Below are 15,887 nucleotides of genomic sequence, written 5' to 3'. Positions count from 1 at the left end.
TCTCACCTGGTGCCCCCGCGGGGGCGGCCCCGCCCCCGCGGGCGCCCCCGCCCCCACCCCCCCGCCCGCGGGGGCGCCCCGGGGGACGACGCGGCGGCGGAGGTCGTCGATCGCCGAGCGCGTCTCGGCGTCCACCGCCGTCAGCGGGGTGCCCCGGTAGGCACCCGGCCCGCCGGGCAGGTCGATCCCGCGCAGGGCGGTGACGAACGCCCCCAGATCGGCGGCCAGTTCGCGCGGGGCGGTCAGCGCCCCGGGCGCCGGAGTGTCACCGTCGAGCCAGCGCAGCACGGACCAGTGCCACGGGTAGTCGGCGGTCGGGGTGCCGAGGCCGAGGATCTCGGGGACGGGGAACGGCAGCATCGGGGCGAGCCGCCGCAGCCACGCGTGCTCCTTGACGGCGTCGTCGGCACCGCCCGCCACACGCGGCAGGCGCACGGCCATGTCGTCGCCGAGACGGTAGAGGGCGTTGACGGTACCGGCCGACCGCACACGCTTCAGGGGCAGCCGGGCCCACCGCGGGAACTGCCCGGCCAGCAGGCGCCGTACGAGCGAACCACCGATCCGCGTCTCGTCTGCGTGCATCGGCGCTGTGGGCAACGGTGGCCTGCTTTCCGCGAGGAGACTCTGCCGCCGCCATCCTCTGGGCCGTCCGGACCGCCGTGCAACGTGTTTTGACGCGGCCAGGCAACCTCCCGGACGCGATCGTCGTCTTGATCGGCAACGGGCGCGTGGCACACGGTCCTTCCTGAAGCTCACTTCACGGACGGAAACCGGCCGCACTATACCCCTTGCGTATACATGCCGCGTATACGTCGTGTGCATAGCTGGATCGTCGCACGTCACCGCCTTGAACGAGTCGACAACAGCATCACCACCGGGCCGGGCCCGTATGCGGACGGACGGTGGCGGACGGAAAGGCACTCATGTACGGCAAAGCCTTCGCCCCGGAATACCAGGGCGCCTTGACCACCCTGTCGGTGAACTCCTCGCTGACCGACGTCCTCGCGGCGGGCACCGAGCAACTGCGCGCCGCCGAACGGGCCGGCGCCCGCGCGGAGGCCGCCAGGTCGGGCCTCGCGGTCGCCGAGGCGCACCGCCGGCTCGGGCAGGTGACGGACGCCGAGCGGGCGTGGAAGGCGAGTTACCGCACCGCCCGGGAGGCCGGGGACGGCGCCGGGATGGCGTGGGCGCTCTGGAGCGGCGGCACCCTGGCCCGCCAGCGCGGAGCGTTCCCGCTCGCGTGGCGGCTGCTGCGGCTGGCCGCCGAACTCGGCGGCCAGGCGGGGGATGTCGTGGTGCGCGGCTACTCGCTGGCCGGCATGGCGGAGACCGGTCGCATCCAGGGCGACTACGCGGCCGTGACGGAGCTGCACGAGCAGTTGCTGGCCGAGGCCCGCAAGCGCGGCGAGGCCCGGCACACGGTGTGGGCTCTGGAGGGCATCGCCCAGATCCACCGCAACACCGGTGCGTACGACCGTGCTTACGCGATGTTCGAGGAGGCGGCCGGGATAGCCGCCGGTGCCGAGGACCGGCGTGGCCACGCCTGGGCGCTGCGAGGACTCGCGGACATCGTCTCCGTGCGGGACGGGGACACGGACGGCGCGCTCGGCCTGCTGAGCGAGGCCGAGGTCTCCTGTCGCGCGATGAAGCTGTCCGGCGCGCTCGCCTACAACCACAAGATGCGCGGCAACGTGCTCTACCGTGCCGGGCGTTACGAGCAGGCCCGCGACGTGTACGCGGGCGCCCTGGCGGAGTTCGAGGCGATGAGCGAGCCGCGCGGCACGGCCCTGTCCCGTCTCGGGCTGGTCAAGTCCCTCGCCCGCCTCGGCCGTGACCAGGCCGAAACCGCCGCCGAGCTCGACGAGTTGGCCGTGACGCTGGAGGGCATCGGACTGCGGCACGCTCACCGGATGGTGGAAAAGGCGCGCGCAGAGCTCGGGTTGACGACCGGGACCGACGAGACGGAGGCCGCGTGACGACCACCCCGGCCCTCGACCGAGTGCCAGCCCCCGCCCTGGCCGGCGCGCCCGCCCCGGCCTCCATGTCGCCGCCCGCCGCCGCGCAGGTGTTGCGCCGCTGCCGTGAACTCGTCGCTCCCGCGCTGGCGGAGGCGATCGGCACGCTGCACCCCTGGGTGGCCGAGATGGCCCGGTACGCGCTCGGCCGCTGCGAGGTCGGCGGCGCCCCCGCCGATCACAGCCAGGGCAAAGGAGTACGACAGGCGCTGGCCGTACTCGCGGCGGAGACCGTCTCCGCCCCGGCCGGGGCGGGCGTGCCGGCGGCCGTCGCCGTGGAGCTCGTACACGTCTTCTCGTTGCTCCACGACGACATCATGGACGGTGACGCGCTGCGCCGCGGGCGGCCGGCCGTGTGGAAGGCGTACGGCACCGGTCCCGCCGTTCTCGCGGGTGACGCGCTGTTCGCCCTGGCCGTCGAGACCATGGCTCTCACTCCCCAAGCCGGTTCCGCCGTAAGGCAGTTGACCACCGCGCTCGGCGACCTGGTGCGCGGCCAGGCCGACGACCTGCTGTTCGCCGACCGGCCCTGGACCGGACCCGACGCGGTCGGTCTGGGGGAGTACGAGGTGATGGCGGAGGGCAAGACCGGTGCCCTGCTCGGCTGCGCCCTGGCACTCGGCGCCCGGCTGGCCGGAGCGCCGGAGCGGACCGTGACCGTGCTGGACCGCGCCGGGCGCCATCTCGGCGTCGCCTTCCAGATCGCCGACGATGTCCTCGGTATCTGGGGTGATCCCTCGGTCACCGGCAAGCCGGTCCACAGCGACCTGCGGCAGGGGAAGAAGACGCTCCCGGTGCTCGCGGCGCTCGGCGGAGCCGGGTACGGCGAACTCGACGAACTCCTCGCGGCCTCGGACTCCTTGGACGATTCCGGGGTCCGCCGTGCGACGGCCCTCGTCGAGCGGGCCGGTGGCCGCGCGGCGGCGGTGCGCGCGGCTCGCCGCCGGCTCGCCGCGGCGGACACGCTCCTCGCCGGACTGCCCCTCGCCCAGGAGCCCGCGGCGGAACTCCGCACCCTGCTGTCCGCCCTCGCCGACCGCACGATCTGAGACCTCCCACGGTCTCGATCCCGCCTCGGCGGTCGGCCTCACCTCGGCGGTCGGTCTCACCTCGGCGGTCGGTCTCACCTCGGCCGTCGGTCCCGCCTCTGCCGTCGGTTCCATCCCGGCCCTCGGTCCGCCGCTCCGCACGCCCGTCCCGGCCGCTCCGGGCCGGGTCCGTGCGACATCGGTCACATGCGGACGTTGATCGGCCCGTCCAGGCAACCGTCGCATTCCCTCGCACATCTGTCCGGTCGGGAGCCGGCAGCCCCCGCGGTGCGCAACGGCGCCGCGCCGTAGGGCGGTTGGTGTTCCGGCCGCCCCTGTACGAAGGAACTCAGTGCGTAGACCCCACATACGCCGCGTGGCGATCGCCGTCGCCGTGACGACGGCCGCCACGCTCCCCGGTCCCGCCTTCGCCGTCGCGCCGAACGGGCCCGCCCGCGCGGCGACTTCGGCGTCGTCGCCCGTGGCCACCGCCAGGGCGGCCGCGTACGCGCACGCCTCGGCCACCGGTGTCACCCGCGGCGACACCCTCCAGGCCAAGGACGTGATGACGGACCCGGACGGAAAGCGGCACGTCCGCTTCGTCCGTACCCATCAGGGCCTTCCGCTGCTCGGCGGCGACCTGGTCGTCCACCTCGGCGCGCGGGGCGAGTACCTCGGCGTGACCCGGGCCGCCGACCACGTGGTGAAGCCGTCCACCGTCGAGGCGGAACTGACGCCCGATCAGGCGGTGCGGAAGGCCGAGGCCGTCGCGAAGGGCGACGCGGACACCGCCCGGCTCGTCGTGGACGCCCGTGACGGTGCCGCCGCCCTCGCCTACCAGGTGATCGTCACGGACAGCGACACCGCGGAGGCCGGAGGGTCGAGCACGGTCGTCGTGGACGCCCGTACCGGCCGGATCCGCAGCAACACCCCGAACACGGACGAGTTCATCTCGCCGTCCCTGGCGGCCACGCTGCGTGAGCGCGGCGAGAGCGCGAGCCCGCAGACCGGTATCGCGGCCGGTGCCGCCGCCGCCGGGCTGTCCGGCCTCACGGGCATCGCCGCGGCGGGCCACTACCCGGCCACGGCCAAGGGGAGCGGGTCCTCCCTGTTCGCCGGCAAGGTGTCCCTGACCACCACCCGCACCGCGCGGACCAGCTATGTGCTCAAGGACCCGACCCGGTGGAACACCGAGACCCGGGACGCCAGGGGCCAGGAACTGGAGTCCTTCGCGCGGGGCAAGGCGTTCACCGACGGCGACAACAAGTGGGGCAACGGCACCACCTCGGCCCGCACCACCGCCGCCGTCGACGCCCAGTACGGCATCACCCAGACCCTGGACTTCTACAAGAAGACCTTCGGCCGCAAGGGCATCAAGAACAACAGCGCCGGTGCCCGCGGGATGGTCCACTTCGGCAACAAGGTCGGCAACGCCTTCTGGGACTCGTACTGCGGCTGCATGGCGTACGGCGACGGCGACGGCCAGGTGTTCAAGAAGCCGCTCGTCGTCCTCGACGTCACCGGCCATGAGCTGACCCACGGGGTCGTCGACGCGACCGCCGCCCTCGAACCCACCCGGGTCGACGACGACGGCAATCAGTACGGCGAGGCGGGTGCTCTCAACGAGTCGCTCGCCGACATCTTCGGCACGAACGTCGAGTTCTCGGCGAACAACCCGAAGAACCCGCCGAACTACCTGATGGGGGAGAAGCTGGGCCTCGCCCAGAAGTTCCTGCGCCGCATGGACCACCCGTCCCTCGACGTGCTCGAGGAGTCGATCGACTACTGGTCGCCCGCCGTGTACGACGCCGAGGTGCACGCCGGCTCCGGTGTCTCCTCGCACGCGTTCTACCTGCTCGCCGAGGGCAGCGACCGCAAGACGATCAACGGCGTGGCGTACGACTCGCCGACGTACGACGGTTCCCGGGTGACCGGGATCGGCCGCACCAAGGCCACCGCCGTCTTCTACCGCGCACTCACCCGGTACATGGTCTCCACGACCGACTTCCACGACGCGCGGAAGGCCACACTGAAGGCCGCCGCCGACCTGTACGGCGCGAGCAGCGCCGAGTACAAGGCGGTGGGCAAGGCCTGGGCCGCCGTCAACGTCACGGCCGCCAACACCCCGGCCGCCCGGCGCTGACGGACGGCTCCGGCAGACGAACCGAGGGGCCCCGCCCGCCCCACCGCGGGGGCCCCCCGTCCCTGTTGCCCGAGCCTGTCATCATGGTCTTCTGCGGGGTCGCCTCGCTGGGACGTACGACGACGTAGCCCTCGCCCTCCAGTTTGAGCTGCACCGCCTCGCCCGAACCCCCTCGGATCATCGAGCCGATCGACTGCGAGCGGTGCAGCGAGGTGCGCAGATGCGCGGTCCAGCCGACGACCGCGTCGGTGTCGACGAACACCGGCTGGTGCTGGGAGACGGGTATGACGAGCGGGTTGCCCTCGCATATCAGCCCCAGGCTGCCCTGACCGGTGAAGACGCTGTTGAACAGACCGCCCCCGGTGATGCCCGCGCCCTTGACGGTCTTGATCTCGTACGACAGCGAGGCGTCGAAGCACAGGACGTTGCGGCCGTTGACCGTGAAGACGTCGCCGGGTTCGATGCCCACGATGAAGCAGTTCTGTGCCTCGTGCGCGAACCAGGCCTCGCCCTGGCCGCGGACGGTCATGAGCGGAAGTCCCTCACCCGTGACCGCCCGCTTGAGCATGCCGCCCACGCCCTGGCCCTTGCGCTCGAACTGGAGGCTGCCCCGGTAGGCGACCATCGCGCCCTGACGCGCGAACATCTCGCCCTGGACGGCGTATTTGATGGACTTGGCGTTCTGGACGGTCATGCCCGCCGCCACGGCCGGCTGCACCATGTGGTCACTGGAAAAGAGATCGCTCTTCATGCGGGCATCCTGTCGCGGAGGGTGGGGCTCCGCCAGGGTCGTGGCGATCTTGGGACGAATGGTGACCGAGTCACGACATGACGCAGGCCGGCCCGGGTCAACCGGACCGGCCCACAAGGGAGTTGTCAGGCGGCGGTGGGCGCCGAGACGTGGCCGTGCAGACGGTCCAGAACCTCGGAGAGCTGCGCCGCGACCTCGGCGTCGTCGGCGGGGTGCGTCTCGGCGAAGCGGACCACGGAGCCGGGGACGGAGAGCTTGATGTCCTCCAGGACGGTGCCGCCGGCGATGCCCACGGCCTTGCGGGCCTCGTCCTGCGCCCAGACGCCGCCGAACTGGCCGTACGCGGTGCCGACCACGACGACCGGCTTGCCGGTGAAGGCGCCCGCGCCGTACGGACGGGACAGCCAGTCGATGGCGTTCTTGAGGACCGCGGGGATGGTGCCGTTGTACTCCGGCGAGAACAGCAGGAACGCGTCGGCCTCGCCGGCCGAGGCGCGCAGCCGCGCGGCGGCGGCGGGCACGTCGCCCTCGACGTCGATGTCCTCGTTGTAGAAGGGGATCTCGGCCAGGCCCTCGAAGAGCTCGACCTCGGCACCCTCCGGAGCGAGCTTGACGGCCGCCTCGGCGAGCTGGCGGTTGTGGGAACCGGCGCGCAGGCTGCCGACGAGGGCGAGGATGCGTACGGACATGGATATCTCCCGGGGGGATGGAAACGCTGAAACACTGCCGTAATAAAACGGACCGGAGTCCGCTTTAAGGTCTACCACCGAAGCGGACCACAGTCCAGTTGGCCCCGGATGCCGTTACGCTGGCTTCATGTCCCAGCCACTTCCGCCGTTCCCTCAGCGACCGGAAACGCCCGACGAGCCCGTCCTCATGCAGCTCAGCGCGCCCGAGGCCGCCCCGCTGCGCGCCGACGCCGCCCGTAACCGCGCACGCCTGCTGGAGGCCGCGGCCCGGCTGGTCGAGGAGCAGGGCGTGGCCAGACTCACGATGGAAGGCGTCGCCTGCGCGGCGGCGGTGGGCAAGGGGACCGTCTTCCGGCGCTTCGGCGACCGCACCGGCCTGCTCATGGCCCTGCTCGACCACACGGAGCAGCGCTTCCAGACCGCCTTCATCAGCGGTCCGGCCCCGCTCGGCCCCGGCGCGTCGCCGGTGGAGCGCCTGCACGCCTTCGGATGCCACGCCCTGCGCCAGACCTCCGAACAGCTCGACCTGTACCTCGCCGCCGAACCCGAGGTCACCCGCCGCTTCACCTCCGCGCCGTACCGGGTCCGCTTCATGCACGTGTGCATGCTGCTGCGCCAGGCGAGCCCGGGGCCGGACACGGACATCGAGCTGGTCGCCCAGACGCTGATGGGCTACCTCGACCCCGCGCTGATCGGCCATCTGACCCGCCAGCGCGCCATGCCCCAGGAGCGTCTGGAGGCCGGCTGGCGCGACCTGGTGAACCGCAGCGTCGGCCCGCGCTCGGCCTAGGAGCGGAGCATCTCCGTCATGGGCGACTGCGGTGGGATCAGGCCGGGCAGCAGCCAGGGCTGGAAGAGGCTCAGTACCGCGAGTACGAGGAAGGCGGCCCCGACGACCTGCGAGAAGGCGGGGCCGAGCCGCCAGAGCTTCTCCACGAAGATCACCACGGCGACCGCGGCCATCGCCAGGACGTTCATGACGCCCAGCGGGACGAGCACGACCATCAGCCCCCAGCAGCAGCCCACGCAGTACGCCCCGTGGTGCGCGCCGACCCGCAGATCGCGAGCCCGGGGCCGGAAGCCCGCGTAGCGCACGAGCTGGCCCATCGGGCTCCGGCAGTGCCGCAGGCAGAGGTCCTTCCACGGGCCGAACTGGTACAGCCCGGCGATCAGGAAGGCCCCGGCGCCGATCCAGCGCCCGGCGCCCGGGTGCTCGTCCACCAGGGCCCCGGTCCCGGCGAGGAGCCCGTAGGCGATCAGGCCGAAGACCGTCCAGGTCAGCAGGTACCCGCCGACGAACTGGGAGGTACGAGCCACCCGCACGAGTCCCGTGGGCGACCGGCGCCCGATGGCCCGCGCCCAGGTCAGGGCCACCGGGGCCACCGACGGGAACATCATGGCGATCATCATGACCAGCCACAGCAGCAGGAACAGCGGGACGTCCATCCCCATGGTTCCCGGCTCGACCCCCATGTCACGGGCCTGGTCGACCACCAGCACCCAGGCCAGGAGGGCGATCGACGCCATCACGGACCAGGCGAACGCGAGCTGCGGGGCCGACAGCAGCTGTGCCGGACGCGGAGGAGGTGACGGGGCCTTCCGGTCGAGGCGCACACCTCCAGCACATCACGGCGGACTCGCGCGTGCGCGCGCGAACGCGTGTACGCGGAAAGCATCACCGCCGGGCGACCCCCGCGGTGGGACAATCGGGGTGGATACCCGTACGAACCGGGCGTGGGCCGGCGATGGCTCCCGGGGGCGGTGCCGTCCTCCCGAGACCGACGCCCCGGCACGGTCACGAGGAGGCAGGGAGATGTCCGAGACGACGGAGACCGTTCCCCGGTGGCACGCGGCGGGCGACTGGTTCGACACCTGCAAGTGCAACGTGCCCTGTCCCTGCTCGTTCGCGGAGCTGCCCACCCACGGCGATTGCGACGGCATCCTGGCCTGGCACATCCGCGAGGGCCGTTACGGCGACGTACGGCTGGACGGCCTGAACGTGCTGATGCTGGCCTCGTTCGTCGGCAACATCTGGGCCGAGCACACGGACACGTACGCCGCGGTCTTCGTCGACGAGCGCGCCGACGACCCCCAGCGCCAGGCGCTTCAGATGATCTTCGGTGGGCAGGCGGGCAGCTGGCCCGCCGAGATGGTGGCCATGATGGGCGCCGAAATGCGCGGCATGGAGTTCGCCCCCATCGAGATCGAGGTCGCCGACGACCTCGCGAGCTGGCGGGCCGTGGTACCGGGCCGGGTCGAGGCGAGCGCGGTGGCGCTCACGGGGCCCACGACCCCGGAGGGTGCGCGCGTCCAGTCGACCAACCTGCCAGGTGCGGAGACCGGGCCGGGCCAGGTGGCGACCTGGGGCCGCTCGACGGTGGACCGCGCCGACGCCCACAACTTCCTCTGGAGCCGCGAAGGCCGGTCCAGCAAGCACATCACCTTCGACTGGACCGGGCCCTAGAGCCGGGCAGACGGGAATGGTCGGACAGGCCCTGGACCGAGTCCGTCTGGCGTCCCCGCCCCGGGCGGGCGGACAATGGGTTCCATGGGGCAACGCCTCGAGGACGTGAGCGCACCCGCCCGGCTGGCCGGCCCGGACGAGGGCATCAGCGCCCAGGAACTGGCACTCGCCGCCCGGAACCACGGACTGCCTCTTGAGGCCCTGCGCTACGAGGTCACCCCTCCGGGGCTGCACTACGTACTGACGCACTACGACATCCCGTACGCGGAAGAGGACTCCTGGCGGCTCGTCCTGGGCGGGCGGGTGCGGCGCCCGCTGCTGCTCGGTGTCGATGACCTGAAGGCGTACCCGGCGGTCGGGCAGCGGGTGACCATGGAGTGCGCGGGCAACGGCCGGGCGCTGCTGACACCCCGGCCGGTGAGCCAGCCGTGGCTGGTGGAGGCGGTCGGCACGGCCGAGTGGACGGGTGTGCCGCTGCGCCTCCTCCTCGCCGAGGCCGGGCCCGAACCGGACGCGGTGGACGTGGTGTTCACCGGAGCCGATCACGGCGTGGAACGCGGGGTCGAGCAGGACTACCAACGCGCCCTTCCACTGGACGTGGCACGCGGCGCGGAGCCCGAGGTCCTGGTGGCCTACGCGATGAACGGCGCCCCGCTGCCCCCGCAGCACGGGCATCCCGTCCGGCTCGTGGTGCCGGGCTGGTACGGCATGGCGCAGGTGAAGTGGCTCAGGGACATCACGGTGACGAGCACGCCGTTCCGGGGATTCCAGCAGACCGTGGCGTACCGCCTGCGGCAGGAGGCCGCCGACGAGGGCGAGCCGGTCACCCGTATCGCACCGCGCGCCCTGTTGGCCCCGCCGGGCTTCCCCGACTTCATGTCGCGGGCGCGGGTGGTCCCGCCGGGCGCCGTCATCCTGACCGGACGGGCCTGGTCGGGTCGCGCGCCCGTGACCGGCGTGGAGGTCAGCGTGGACGGGGGGCACTCCTGGAACCCGGCCCGGCTCGACCCGCCGAACGCCCACCCGTGGGCCTGGCGCGCGTGGCGGTTCACCTGGACGGCGACCCCCGGCCGGCATGTCCTCAGCGCCCGAGCCACCGACGCCGAAGGCCACACGCAGCCGCTCGACCAGCCGTGGAACCGCGGCGGCTTCGTGAACAACCTCGTCCAACAGGTCCCCGTGCACTGCCTGGACCCCGCCGACGGCGGATGAAGCCGCTGCCACCGGACCACACGCATGGCGGCCCCGGCGACGAGGTACGGGTCAGGTACGGGCAGGGGCGGGGGCGGGGCAAGGGCAAGGCCAAGGGCCCAGGGACGGACACGTGAACACGTGCACGGGGACGGTTCCCGCCCGGGACCCGCCCCCGCTCCCGCGACGCGGCTCCGGTCAGCTGAACGGGTCCAGCGTGACGTACGCCTGCTGCGGATTGCCGTCGTTGACGAGGGACTCGTGGTTGCCGACGTCGTCGAACGCGAACGCGTACGCCTTGCCGTCGGCCATCTGCGCGTGGATGGCGCGGGCGTACTGGTTGGTCACCGCGTCCGAGTAGAAGCTCGCGGACGAGGTGTCCGGCTGATTGGGGTTGGTCAGCAGAGTCGTACGGTTGAACCCCGCGCACAGGGTGCGTGAAATCGGCCCGCGCACCAGGTCGTTGGGCGCGTCGAGCCGCTTGTAGCAGCCGAAGACGCTGTCCGAGTCGGGCTTCTGGAAGCTGGTGACGAGCGCTCCGGAGCTGTTGGTGAAGTTCATGACGCCACCGGAGACCCGGCCGAAGTACTTGGTGTTCGGCTGGTCGCCGAAGGGTGTCACCGTCAGCGTCGACGAACCGTACTTCTGCCACACGCGGTTGATGTAGTCGTCCATGACGGTGGCCGGAAGCGCGCCCGCCTCGATGCCGTGGCCCGGGGCGAGCGCTCGCAGCACCGTGCCGTCGGACCGGGTCTGGACGAGGTTCGCCCAGCCGCCCGGCCGGCTGCGCAGCGCGCTGAAGAAGCCGTTGTAGCCGCCGGACTTGAGGTGACCGGTGCTCTTCGTGGTCCCGTCGGCGAGCTTGACTCCGACGGCGTACGGGGCGGAGAACATGTCGACCTGGGTGCTGTTGATCCACAGACCGGAGTCGTTGAGGGTGTACTCGGACCAGTTGAAGAGGATGTTGCGGTTCGGGTCGTTCGGATTCTGGACGGCGGGCTGCACGAGACCGCCGGTCGTCACCCGGAAGTCGAGCTTCTGCCCGTAGGAGAAGTAGAGCCGTCCGGAGAACTTGGGGAGCCGGATCGTCTTGGACTGGCCGTTGGCCGGTCCCGTGATCGACGCGTCGGGCGCGGGCGTCGGCGGGTTGCCGCCGACGGGCCACGCGTGGAAGGTGCCGTTCGCGTCGGCCCAGCCCTGCCGTCCGGTCGAGAGCTCTGTGCCGAGGTCGTAGATGAAGACCTGGTCACCGCGGCCCGAGTTGTTGGTGAAGGTGAGGGGGATGGTCGCCGGGACCGCGGCCTCGGCGCGGGAGGGCGCGCCGAAGGTGAGCAGTGCCGCGGCGAGTGTGGCGGAGGCCAACGCCCAGGCAGGCCATTTGATGTGTACGCGCACTCTCTGCCTCCTTGATGTGGGGGTTCAGCGAGGTGGATGCACACGGACGTGAGTCGTCCGCTTCCGTTTGAGAGCGCTCTCAGAGTCCTGCGAGGTGGTGTGCGTGTCAACGACTTGCGCAGGATTGGTCCGGTCCAACTCGGCGTGCGGTAAAGCGGGTTGTGTGCGCCTCGGGGGTTGACCGCCATGGCCGTCGACTGGTTCAGTGGCTCATCCACTCAGCCACTGCCCGGAGGGGGAAACGTGGAGGCTCTGCCCCGCGAGACCATCGTGGACGTCCTGGAGGACCGGCTGCGGACGGACATACTCGACGGCCGTCATCCGGCGGGGAGTTACCTTCCTCCGGAGCGGCGGCTGGCCGACGGGTACGGCGTCACGCGCACCACGCTCAAGCACGCCTTCGGGCGGCTCGTGCAGGCCGGACTGCTGGAGACCCGGCACGGAGTGGGCACCCGGGTGAGGGACTACGCCCGGCTCGGCGGAGCGGACCTCCTGCCCATGCTCGTACGGCACGACGCCGGCTGGGTGCACGAGGTGTTCGAAGTACGGCGCGGCGTCGGCGCCTTGATCGCCGAACGGGCCGCCGAACGCGGCACCCGCCCGCAGCGGGCCGAACTGAGCGCGCTCCTCGACGCCGTGCTGCGCGCCGAGGGCGTCGACGCGGTCCAGCTCGCCGACGTGGAGGTGCACCGCGCGCTGGCCCGCGCCACGGGCAACCGCGTGTACGTCCTCCTCACGAACACGCTCTTCAACGCCTACCTGCCGGTCCGTTCCCTGCTCAAGGGCCCCTTCACCGACCCGGCGGCCGCCCACGAGCGGCTGGCGCCCGTCGTCGAGGCCGTCACCGCCGGGGACGCGAAGCGGGCGCGTGATGCGGCCGGCACCTATCTGCGGGACACCGAGCGCATCATGCTGGACGGTCTCGCATGAGGGGCACGCGGTTCACCGAGACGATGCTCGGCACCGTCCGCCTCGACGGCGAACCGGGGGAGCGGCGCATCCGGCTCGACCTGCGTGCCGCCGCCGACCGGGTCCTGCTCCCGCACCGGACGACCCCGGCCCGCCTGACCGGCCGGGTGCGCATCGCCGGACACGCCGACGACCCGCACGCCGAGGGCGAGTTGGAGGTGTCACCGATCGCCCGGCGGCGCATCCGCTACCGCCTCACGTTCACCGCCGACGGGCGCCGCCTCACCCTGGACGGCTGGAAGTCGGTGACCCCGCGCCACCCCCTCGCGTCCATGACCACCCTGCCGTTCACCGTGTACGAGGGCGACACACGCGTCGGCGAGGGCGTCCTGCGCTTCCCGGCCGCCACGGGCCTCGCCCCCTTCCTGCTCAGCTTCCGCTTCCCGCGCCACGAGGACCCCGCCGAGCACATGGCCCCGCGCTGGAACGGCGCCCGGGGCCGTACCGAGGTCTGGTACACCACCCTGACCGACCCGGCCACCGGCACCGGGGTCTGGCTGCACCACGAACTCACCGCACCCGCCGACGGATCGGAGCCGTTCGCCCACGGCTGGGCCGCCGTGTTCCCCCGCGAGGGCGACGTGCGCCACGCCCGCTTCGGACCCGTCCCCTGGACCGGCCCGGCCGACGGATTCACGGCCGAGGGCGTGACCTGCGTCGCCGGACAGCTCACCGGCAGCGCGGGCGACTTCCGCTGGAAACTCCTCGAACGCCCCCAGGGCCCGGCACTGTTCACCTTCCCCCGCTGGTCCTGGCGCCGCCCCGTGCTGCCCGCCGCCCAGATGCTGCCGGCCGCCCGGGCCACGTACGAGGGCGAATTCTCGTACGGGGAGACAACCTTGAACCTGAGCGCCGCTCCCGGAGCCTCGGCCCGGATCTACGGGCACGGCAACGCCCACCGGTGGACCTGGCTGCACGCCGACCTCGGCGACGGAGACGTCCTGGAGATCGTCGCCGCCGTCTCCACCCGGCCCGTGCTGCGCCGGCTCCCCCCGCTCGTCTTCCTGCGCCTGCGCCGCGACGGCCGCACGTGGCCACGGCGGCCGGAGCGCTCGGCGATCGGCCGGCTGGGACTCGGACGCTTCCGGGCCGTCGTCGGACTGCCCGAGTGGACGGTCACCGGCCGGACGGCCCTGCGCCGCATCCGCGTCGAGGTGAGCCAGCCCCCGGAACGGACCCTCACCCTCGAGTACCGCGACCCGGACGGCGCCCGCGCGGTGTGCCGCAACAGCGAGTCCGCCGACGCCCGTGTCGTCCTGGAGCGCTGGTGGGGCCGCTGGCGCCCGGAAGCCACCTGGACACTGGACGGCACCGCCCACGCGGAGGTGGGGACACGATGACCGCCGACGGTCTCGTCGCCGCGCTCCTCGCCGACGACGGCGGCACCGCCTGGCCCGCCCGGGTGCCGCACCGCCTCGATTCCGTGCTCGCCGCACTGCCCCGCCCGGCCCGCGCCGGAGTGCGCACCGCCGTCGCCGCCGTCGAGACGTACGCGGTGCTGCGCACCGGCAGACGTCTGGCGGCCCTTCGCCCCGACGAACGCGAGGAGGTGCTCCGCTCGCTCGCCGAGCGGCCCCGGCTCGCCCCCGTGCTGGACCTCCTCAAGGTTCCCGTGCTGCTGGCCGCGGGCACCGAACGGATCCCGGCCGTACCCGCCGCGCCGGCCCCCGCCGATCCGCCCCTCGACTGCACCCCGGCCGAGGAATGGCCGGCCCGCACCACCGCCGACGTGGTCGTCGTCGGCTCCGGCGCGGGCGGCGCCATGGCCGCGCGGACCCTCGCGCGCGCCGGACTGAGCGTGGTCGTCCTGGAGGAGGGCCGGCACCACCCGACGGCCTCCTTCGGCCGCCGGGCACCCCTCGACCGGTTCACCGAGCTGTACCGGGACGGCGGTGCCACCGTCGCCCTCGGCAGGCCGCCGGTTCTGCTGCCGGTCGGCCGTGCCGTCGGCGGCACCACCGTCGTCAACTCCGGCACCTGCTACCGGACTCCGGACCACGTCCTGGAACGCTGGCGCGGCGTCTTCGGGTTCGGGCTCGCCGACCGCTTCGGGCCCCTCCTCGACGAGGTCGAGCGAACCCTGCGCGTGGCACCCCAGCCCCTCGACGTCCTCGGCAACAACGGACTGCTCGCCCTCACCGGCGCCGGACGGCTCGGCTGGCGGGCCGCCCCGCTGCGCCGCAACGCCCCCGGCTGCAAAGGCTCGTGCCAGTGCGTCGTCGGCTGTCCCACCGGAGCCAAGCAGAGCGTGCAACTGTCCGTCCTGCCCGACGCCTGCGCCGCCGGCGCCCGGATCGTCACCGGCGCGCGGGTCCGGCGCATCCTGCTGGACCACGACGTTCCGGGCCTCCCGCGGGCCGCGGGAGTCCTGGCGCGCCGCCCCGACGGCACCGACATGGAGATCCTCAGCCCCCTCGTCGTGGCGGCGGCGGGGGCACTCCAGACACCGCCCCTGCTGCGCCGCTCGGGCCTCGGCGGACATCCCCGCCTGGGCCGCAACCTCAGCGTGCACCCGGCCACCAGCGTCGCCGGACGCTTCGCCGAGCCGGTGACGGCGTGGCGGGGGGTGCTGCAGAGCGTCGGCGTCGAGGAACTCCACGAGCGCGGGATCCTCGTCGAGGCGACCGCGAGCCCACCCGGCATGAGCAGCTTCGTCCTGCCCGGTCTCGGCCGGGAACTGCGGCGCGAACTGGAGGAGTCGGACCGTCTCGCGACCCTCGGCGCCATGATCGCCGACCGCCCCTCGGGGCAGGTGAGCGGCCGGGACCGGACGCTCGTCCGCTACGACCTCGACCCCCGCGACGGCGACCGCCTGATGACCGCCGTACGGGCGATGGGCCGCCTCCTCTTCGCCGCCGGGGCGACGGAGGTCCTCACCGGAATCCCCGGAGCACCCCGCGCCCGGTCGCTCGACGCGCTCGACGAACTGCTCCGCTCGGCCGGCCCCCGTGATCTGCACGTGTCGGCCTTCCACCCGACCGGCACGGTGGCAGCCGGTGACGATCCGCGGCGGGCGCCCGCCGACCCCGAGGGAAGGCTCCGTGGTGTCCGCGGTGTCCTCGTCGCGGACGGTTCCGTCCTGCCGGGCTGCCCGGAGGTCAACCCGCAGCTCAGCATCATGGCGGCGGCCCTGGCGGTCTCGGACGCGTGGCTCGAGGGGGCCCGGCGCGGGAGCTGATCCCCGCACGCCACCCCAATGGGCCCCCGTGGTTCGCCGTGGCCGGGCGTGACACGGAGCATGA

General features: G+C 72.8%; 13 protein-coding genes and 1 pseudogene. 9 read left to right on the top strand and 5 right to left on the bottom strand.

Annotation, left to right across the window (positions count from 1 at the left end):
- Positions 1-582 (bottom strand): phosphotransferase (locus tag ACFXGX_RS20255; RefSeq protein WP_384792849.1); only part of this gene is annotated, 582 nt, incomplete at its 3' end.
- 341 nt (positions 583-923) lie between these two features.
- On the opposite strand from ACFXGX_RS20255, the gene ACFXGX_RS20250 reads away from it, so the two are divergent.
- The 3 genes from ACFXGX_RS20250 (at position 924) to ACFXGX_RS20240 (ending at position 5,186) form a co-directional block, all read left to right on the top strand.
- Positions 924-1,976 (top strand): hypothetical protein, encoded by a 1,053-nt coding sequence (locus ACFXGX_RS20250; RefSeq protein ID WP_384792846.1) that lies wholly within the window; start codon positions 924-926, stop codon positions 1,974-1,976.
- Between the two features lie 65 nt (positions 1,977-2,041).
- Positions 2,042-3,064 carry a polyprenyl synthetase family protein gene (locus ACFXGX_RS20245; protein WP_384792961.1) on the top strand — a complete coding sequence of 341 codons (1,023 nt, stop codon included), beginning with the start codon at positions 2,042-2,044 and terminating at the stop codon, positions 3,062-3,064.
- 331 nt (positions 3,065-3,395) lie between these two features.
- Positions 3,396-5,186, top strand: a complete 1,791-nt coding sequence (locus tag ACFXGX_RS20240; protein ID WP_384792843.1) for a M4 family metallopeptidase — start codon at positions 3,396-3,398, stop codon at positions 5,184-5,186.
- A gap of 88 nt (positions 5,187-5,274) precedes the next feature.
- Here the strand turns inward: ACFXGX_RS20240 and ACFXGX_RS20235 are convergent.
- Together ACFXGX_RS20235 and ACFXGX_RS20230 are read right to left on the bottom strand one after the other, a co-directional pair.
- Positions 5,275-5,937: pseudogene (locus ACFXGX_RS20235) on the bottom strand (AIM24 family protein); the annotation flags it as partial.
- A gap of 125 nt (positions 5,938-6,062) precedes the next feature.
- Positions 6,063-6,626, bottom strand: coding sequence for an NAD(P)H-dependent oxidoreductase (locus tag ACFXGX_RS20230; RefSeq protein WP_384792840.1), 564 nt, complete (start codon positions 6,624-6,626; stop codon positions 6,063-6,065).
- Between the two features lie 127 nt (positions 6,627-6,753).
- Here ACFXGX_RS20230 and ACFXGX_RS20225 point away from each other — a divergent pair, with 127 nt between their 5' ends.
- On the top strand, positions 6,754-7,416 hold the full coding sequence (locus ACFXGX_RS20225) for a TetR/AcrR family transcriptional regulator (protein ID WP_384792837.1): 663 nt from the start codon (positions 6,754-6,756) through the stop codon (positions 7,414-7,416).
- On the opposite strand, the gene ACFXGX_RS20220 is transcribed toward ACFXGX_RS20225, so the two are convergent.
- Positions 7,413-8,240, bottom strand: a complete 828-nt coding sequence (locus ACFXGX_RS20220) for a DUF2182 domain-containing protein (RefSeq protein ID WP_384792834.1) — start codon at positions 8,238-8,240, stop codon at positions 7,413-7,415. The two genes, ACFXGX_RS20225 and ACFXGX_RS20220, sit on opposite strands and share 4 nt — an antisense overlap.
- A 199-nt stretch (positions 8,241-8,439) precedes the next feature.
- Here ACFXGX_RS20220 and ACFXGX_RS20215 point away from each other — a divergent pair, with 199 nt between their 5' ends.
- Positions 8,440-9,090 carry a DUF1326 domain-containing protein gene (locus ACFXGX_RS20215; RefSeq protein WP_384792832.1) on the top strand — a complete coding sequence of 217 codons (651 nt, stop codon included), beginning with the start codon at positions 8,440-8,442 and terminating at the stop codon, positions 9,088-9,090.
- 84 nt (positions 9,091-9,174) lie between these two features.
- Positions 9,175-10,302, top strand: a complete 1,128-nt coding sequence (locus ACFXGX_RS20210) for a sulfite oxidase (protein ID WP_384792829.1) — start codon at positions 9,175-9,177, stop codon at positions 10,300-10,302.
- A gap of 177 nt (positions 10,303-10,479) precedes the next feature.
- On the opposite strand, the gene ACFXGX_RS20205 is transcribed toward ACFXGX_RS20210, so the two are convergent.
- Positions 10,480-11,676, bottom strand: a complete 1,197-nt coding sequence (locus ACFXGX_RS20205) for a glycoside hydrolase family 64 protein (protein WP_384792826.1) — start codon at positions 11,674-11,676, stop codon at positions 10,480-10,482.
- A 243-nt stretch (positions 11,677-11,919) separates the two neighbouring features.
- On the opposite strand from ACFXGX_RS20205, the gene ACFXGX_RS20200 reads away from it, so the two are divergent.
- The 3 genes from ACFXGX_RS20200 to ACFXGX_RS20190 are packed head-to-tail and all read left to right on the top strand — an operon-like array spanning position 11,920 to position 15,823.
- Positions 11,920-12,606: a FadR/GntR family transcriptional regulator gene (locus ACFXGX_RS20200; protein ID WP_384792823.1), complete on the top strand. Its 687-nt coding sequence runs from the start codon at positions 11,920-11,922 to the stop codon at positions 12,604-12,606.
- Positions 12,603-13,985, top strand: coding sequence for a hypothetical protein (locus ACFXGX_RS20195; protein WP_384792820.1), 1,383 nt, complete (start codon positions 12,603-12,605; stop codon positions 13,983-13,985). The genes ACFXGX_RS20200 and ACFXGX_RS20195 overlap by 4 nt, the downstream gene beginning before the upstream one ends.
- Entirely contained in the window at positions 13,982-15,823 is a 1,842-nt protein-coding gene (locus ACFXGX_RS20190; protein ID WP_384792818.1) for a GMC family oxidoreductase N-terminal domain-containing protein, read from the top strand. Before ACFXGX_RS20195 ends, ACFXGX_RS20190 begins: the two co-directional genes overlap by 4 nt.
- Positions 15,824-15,887: the final 64 nt, after the last annotated feature.

Source organism: Streptomyces sp. NPDC059371 (assembly GCF_042751995.1).
Taxonomy (GTDB): Bacteria; Actinomycetota; Actinomycetes; order Streptomycetales; family Streptomycetaceae; genus Streptomyces.
The sequence above is the reverse complement of the archived record's forward strand: the minus strand, read 5'-3'. Positions and strand labels throughout refer to the sequence as shown.

Bases quoted from the DNA above. Each gene is read 5' to 3' on its own strand.
- ACFXGX_RS20225 (WP_384792837.1), top strand. From the start codon at position 6,754: ATGTCCCAGCCACTTCCGCCGTTCCCTCAGCGACCGGAAACGCCCGAC.
- ACFXGX_RS20245 (WP_384792961.1), top strand. From the start codon at position 2,042: ATGTCGCCGCCCGCCGCCGCGCAGGTGTTGCGCCGCTGCCGTGAACTC.
- ACFXGX_RS20210 (WP_384792829.1), top strand. From the start codon at position 9,175: ATGGGGCAACGCCTCGAGGACGTGAGCGCACCCGCCCGGCTGGCCGGC.
- ACFXGX_RS20190 (WP_384792818.1), top strand. From the start codon at position 13,982: ATGACCGCCGACGGTCTCGTCGCCGCGCTCCTCGCCGACGACGGCGGC.
- ACFXGX_RS20230 (WP_384792840.1), bottom strand. From the start codon at position 6,626: ATGTCCGTACGCATCCTCGCCCTCGTCGGCAGCCTGCGCGCCGGTTCC.
- ACFXGX_RS20250 (WP_384792846.1), top strand. From the start codon at position 924: ATGTACGGCAAAGCCTTCGCCCCGGAATACCAGGGCGCCTTGACCACC.
- ACFXGX_RS20215 (WP_384792832.1), top strand. From the start codon at position 8,440: ATGTCCGAGACGACGGAGACCGTTCCCCGGTGGCACGCGGCGGGCGAC.
- ACFXGX_RS20195 (WP_384792820.1), top strand. From the start codon at position 12,603: ATGAGGGGCACGCGGTTCACCGAGACGATGCTCGGCACCGTCCGCCTC.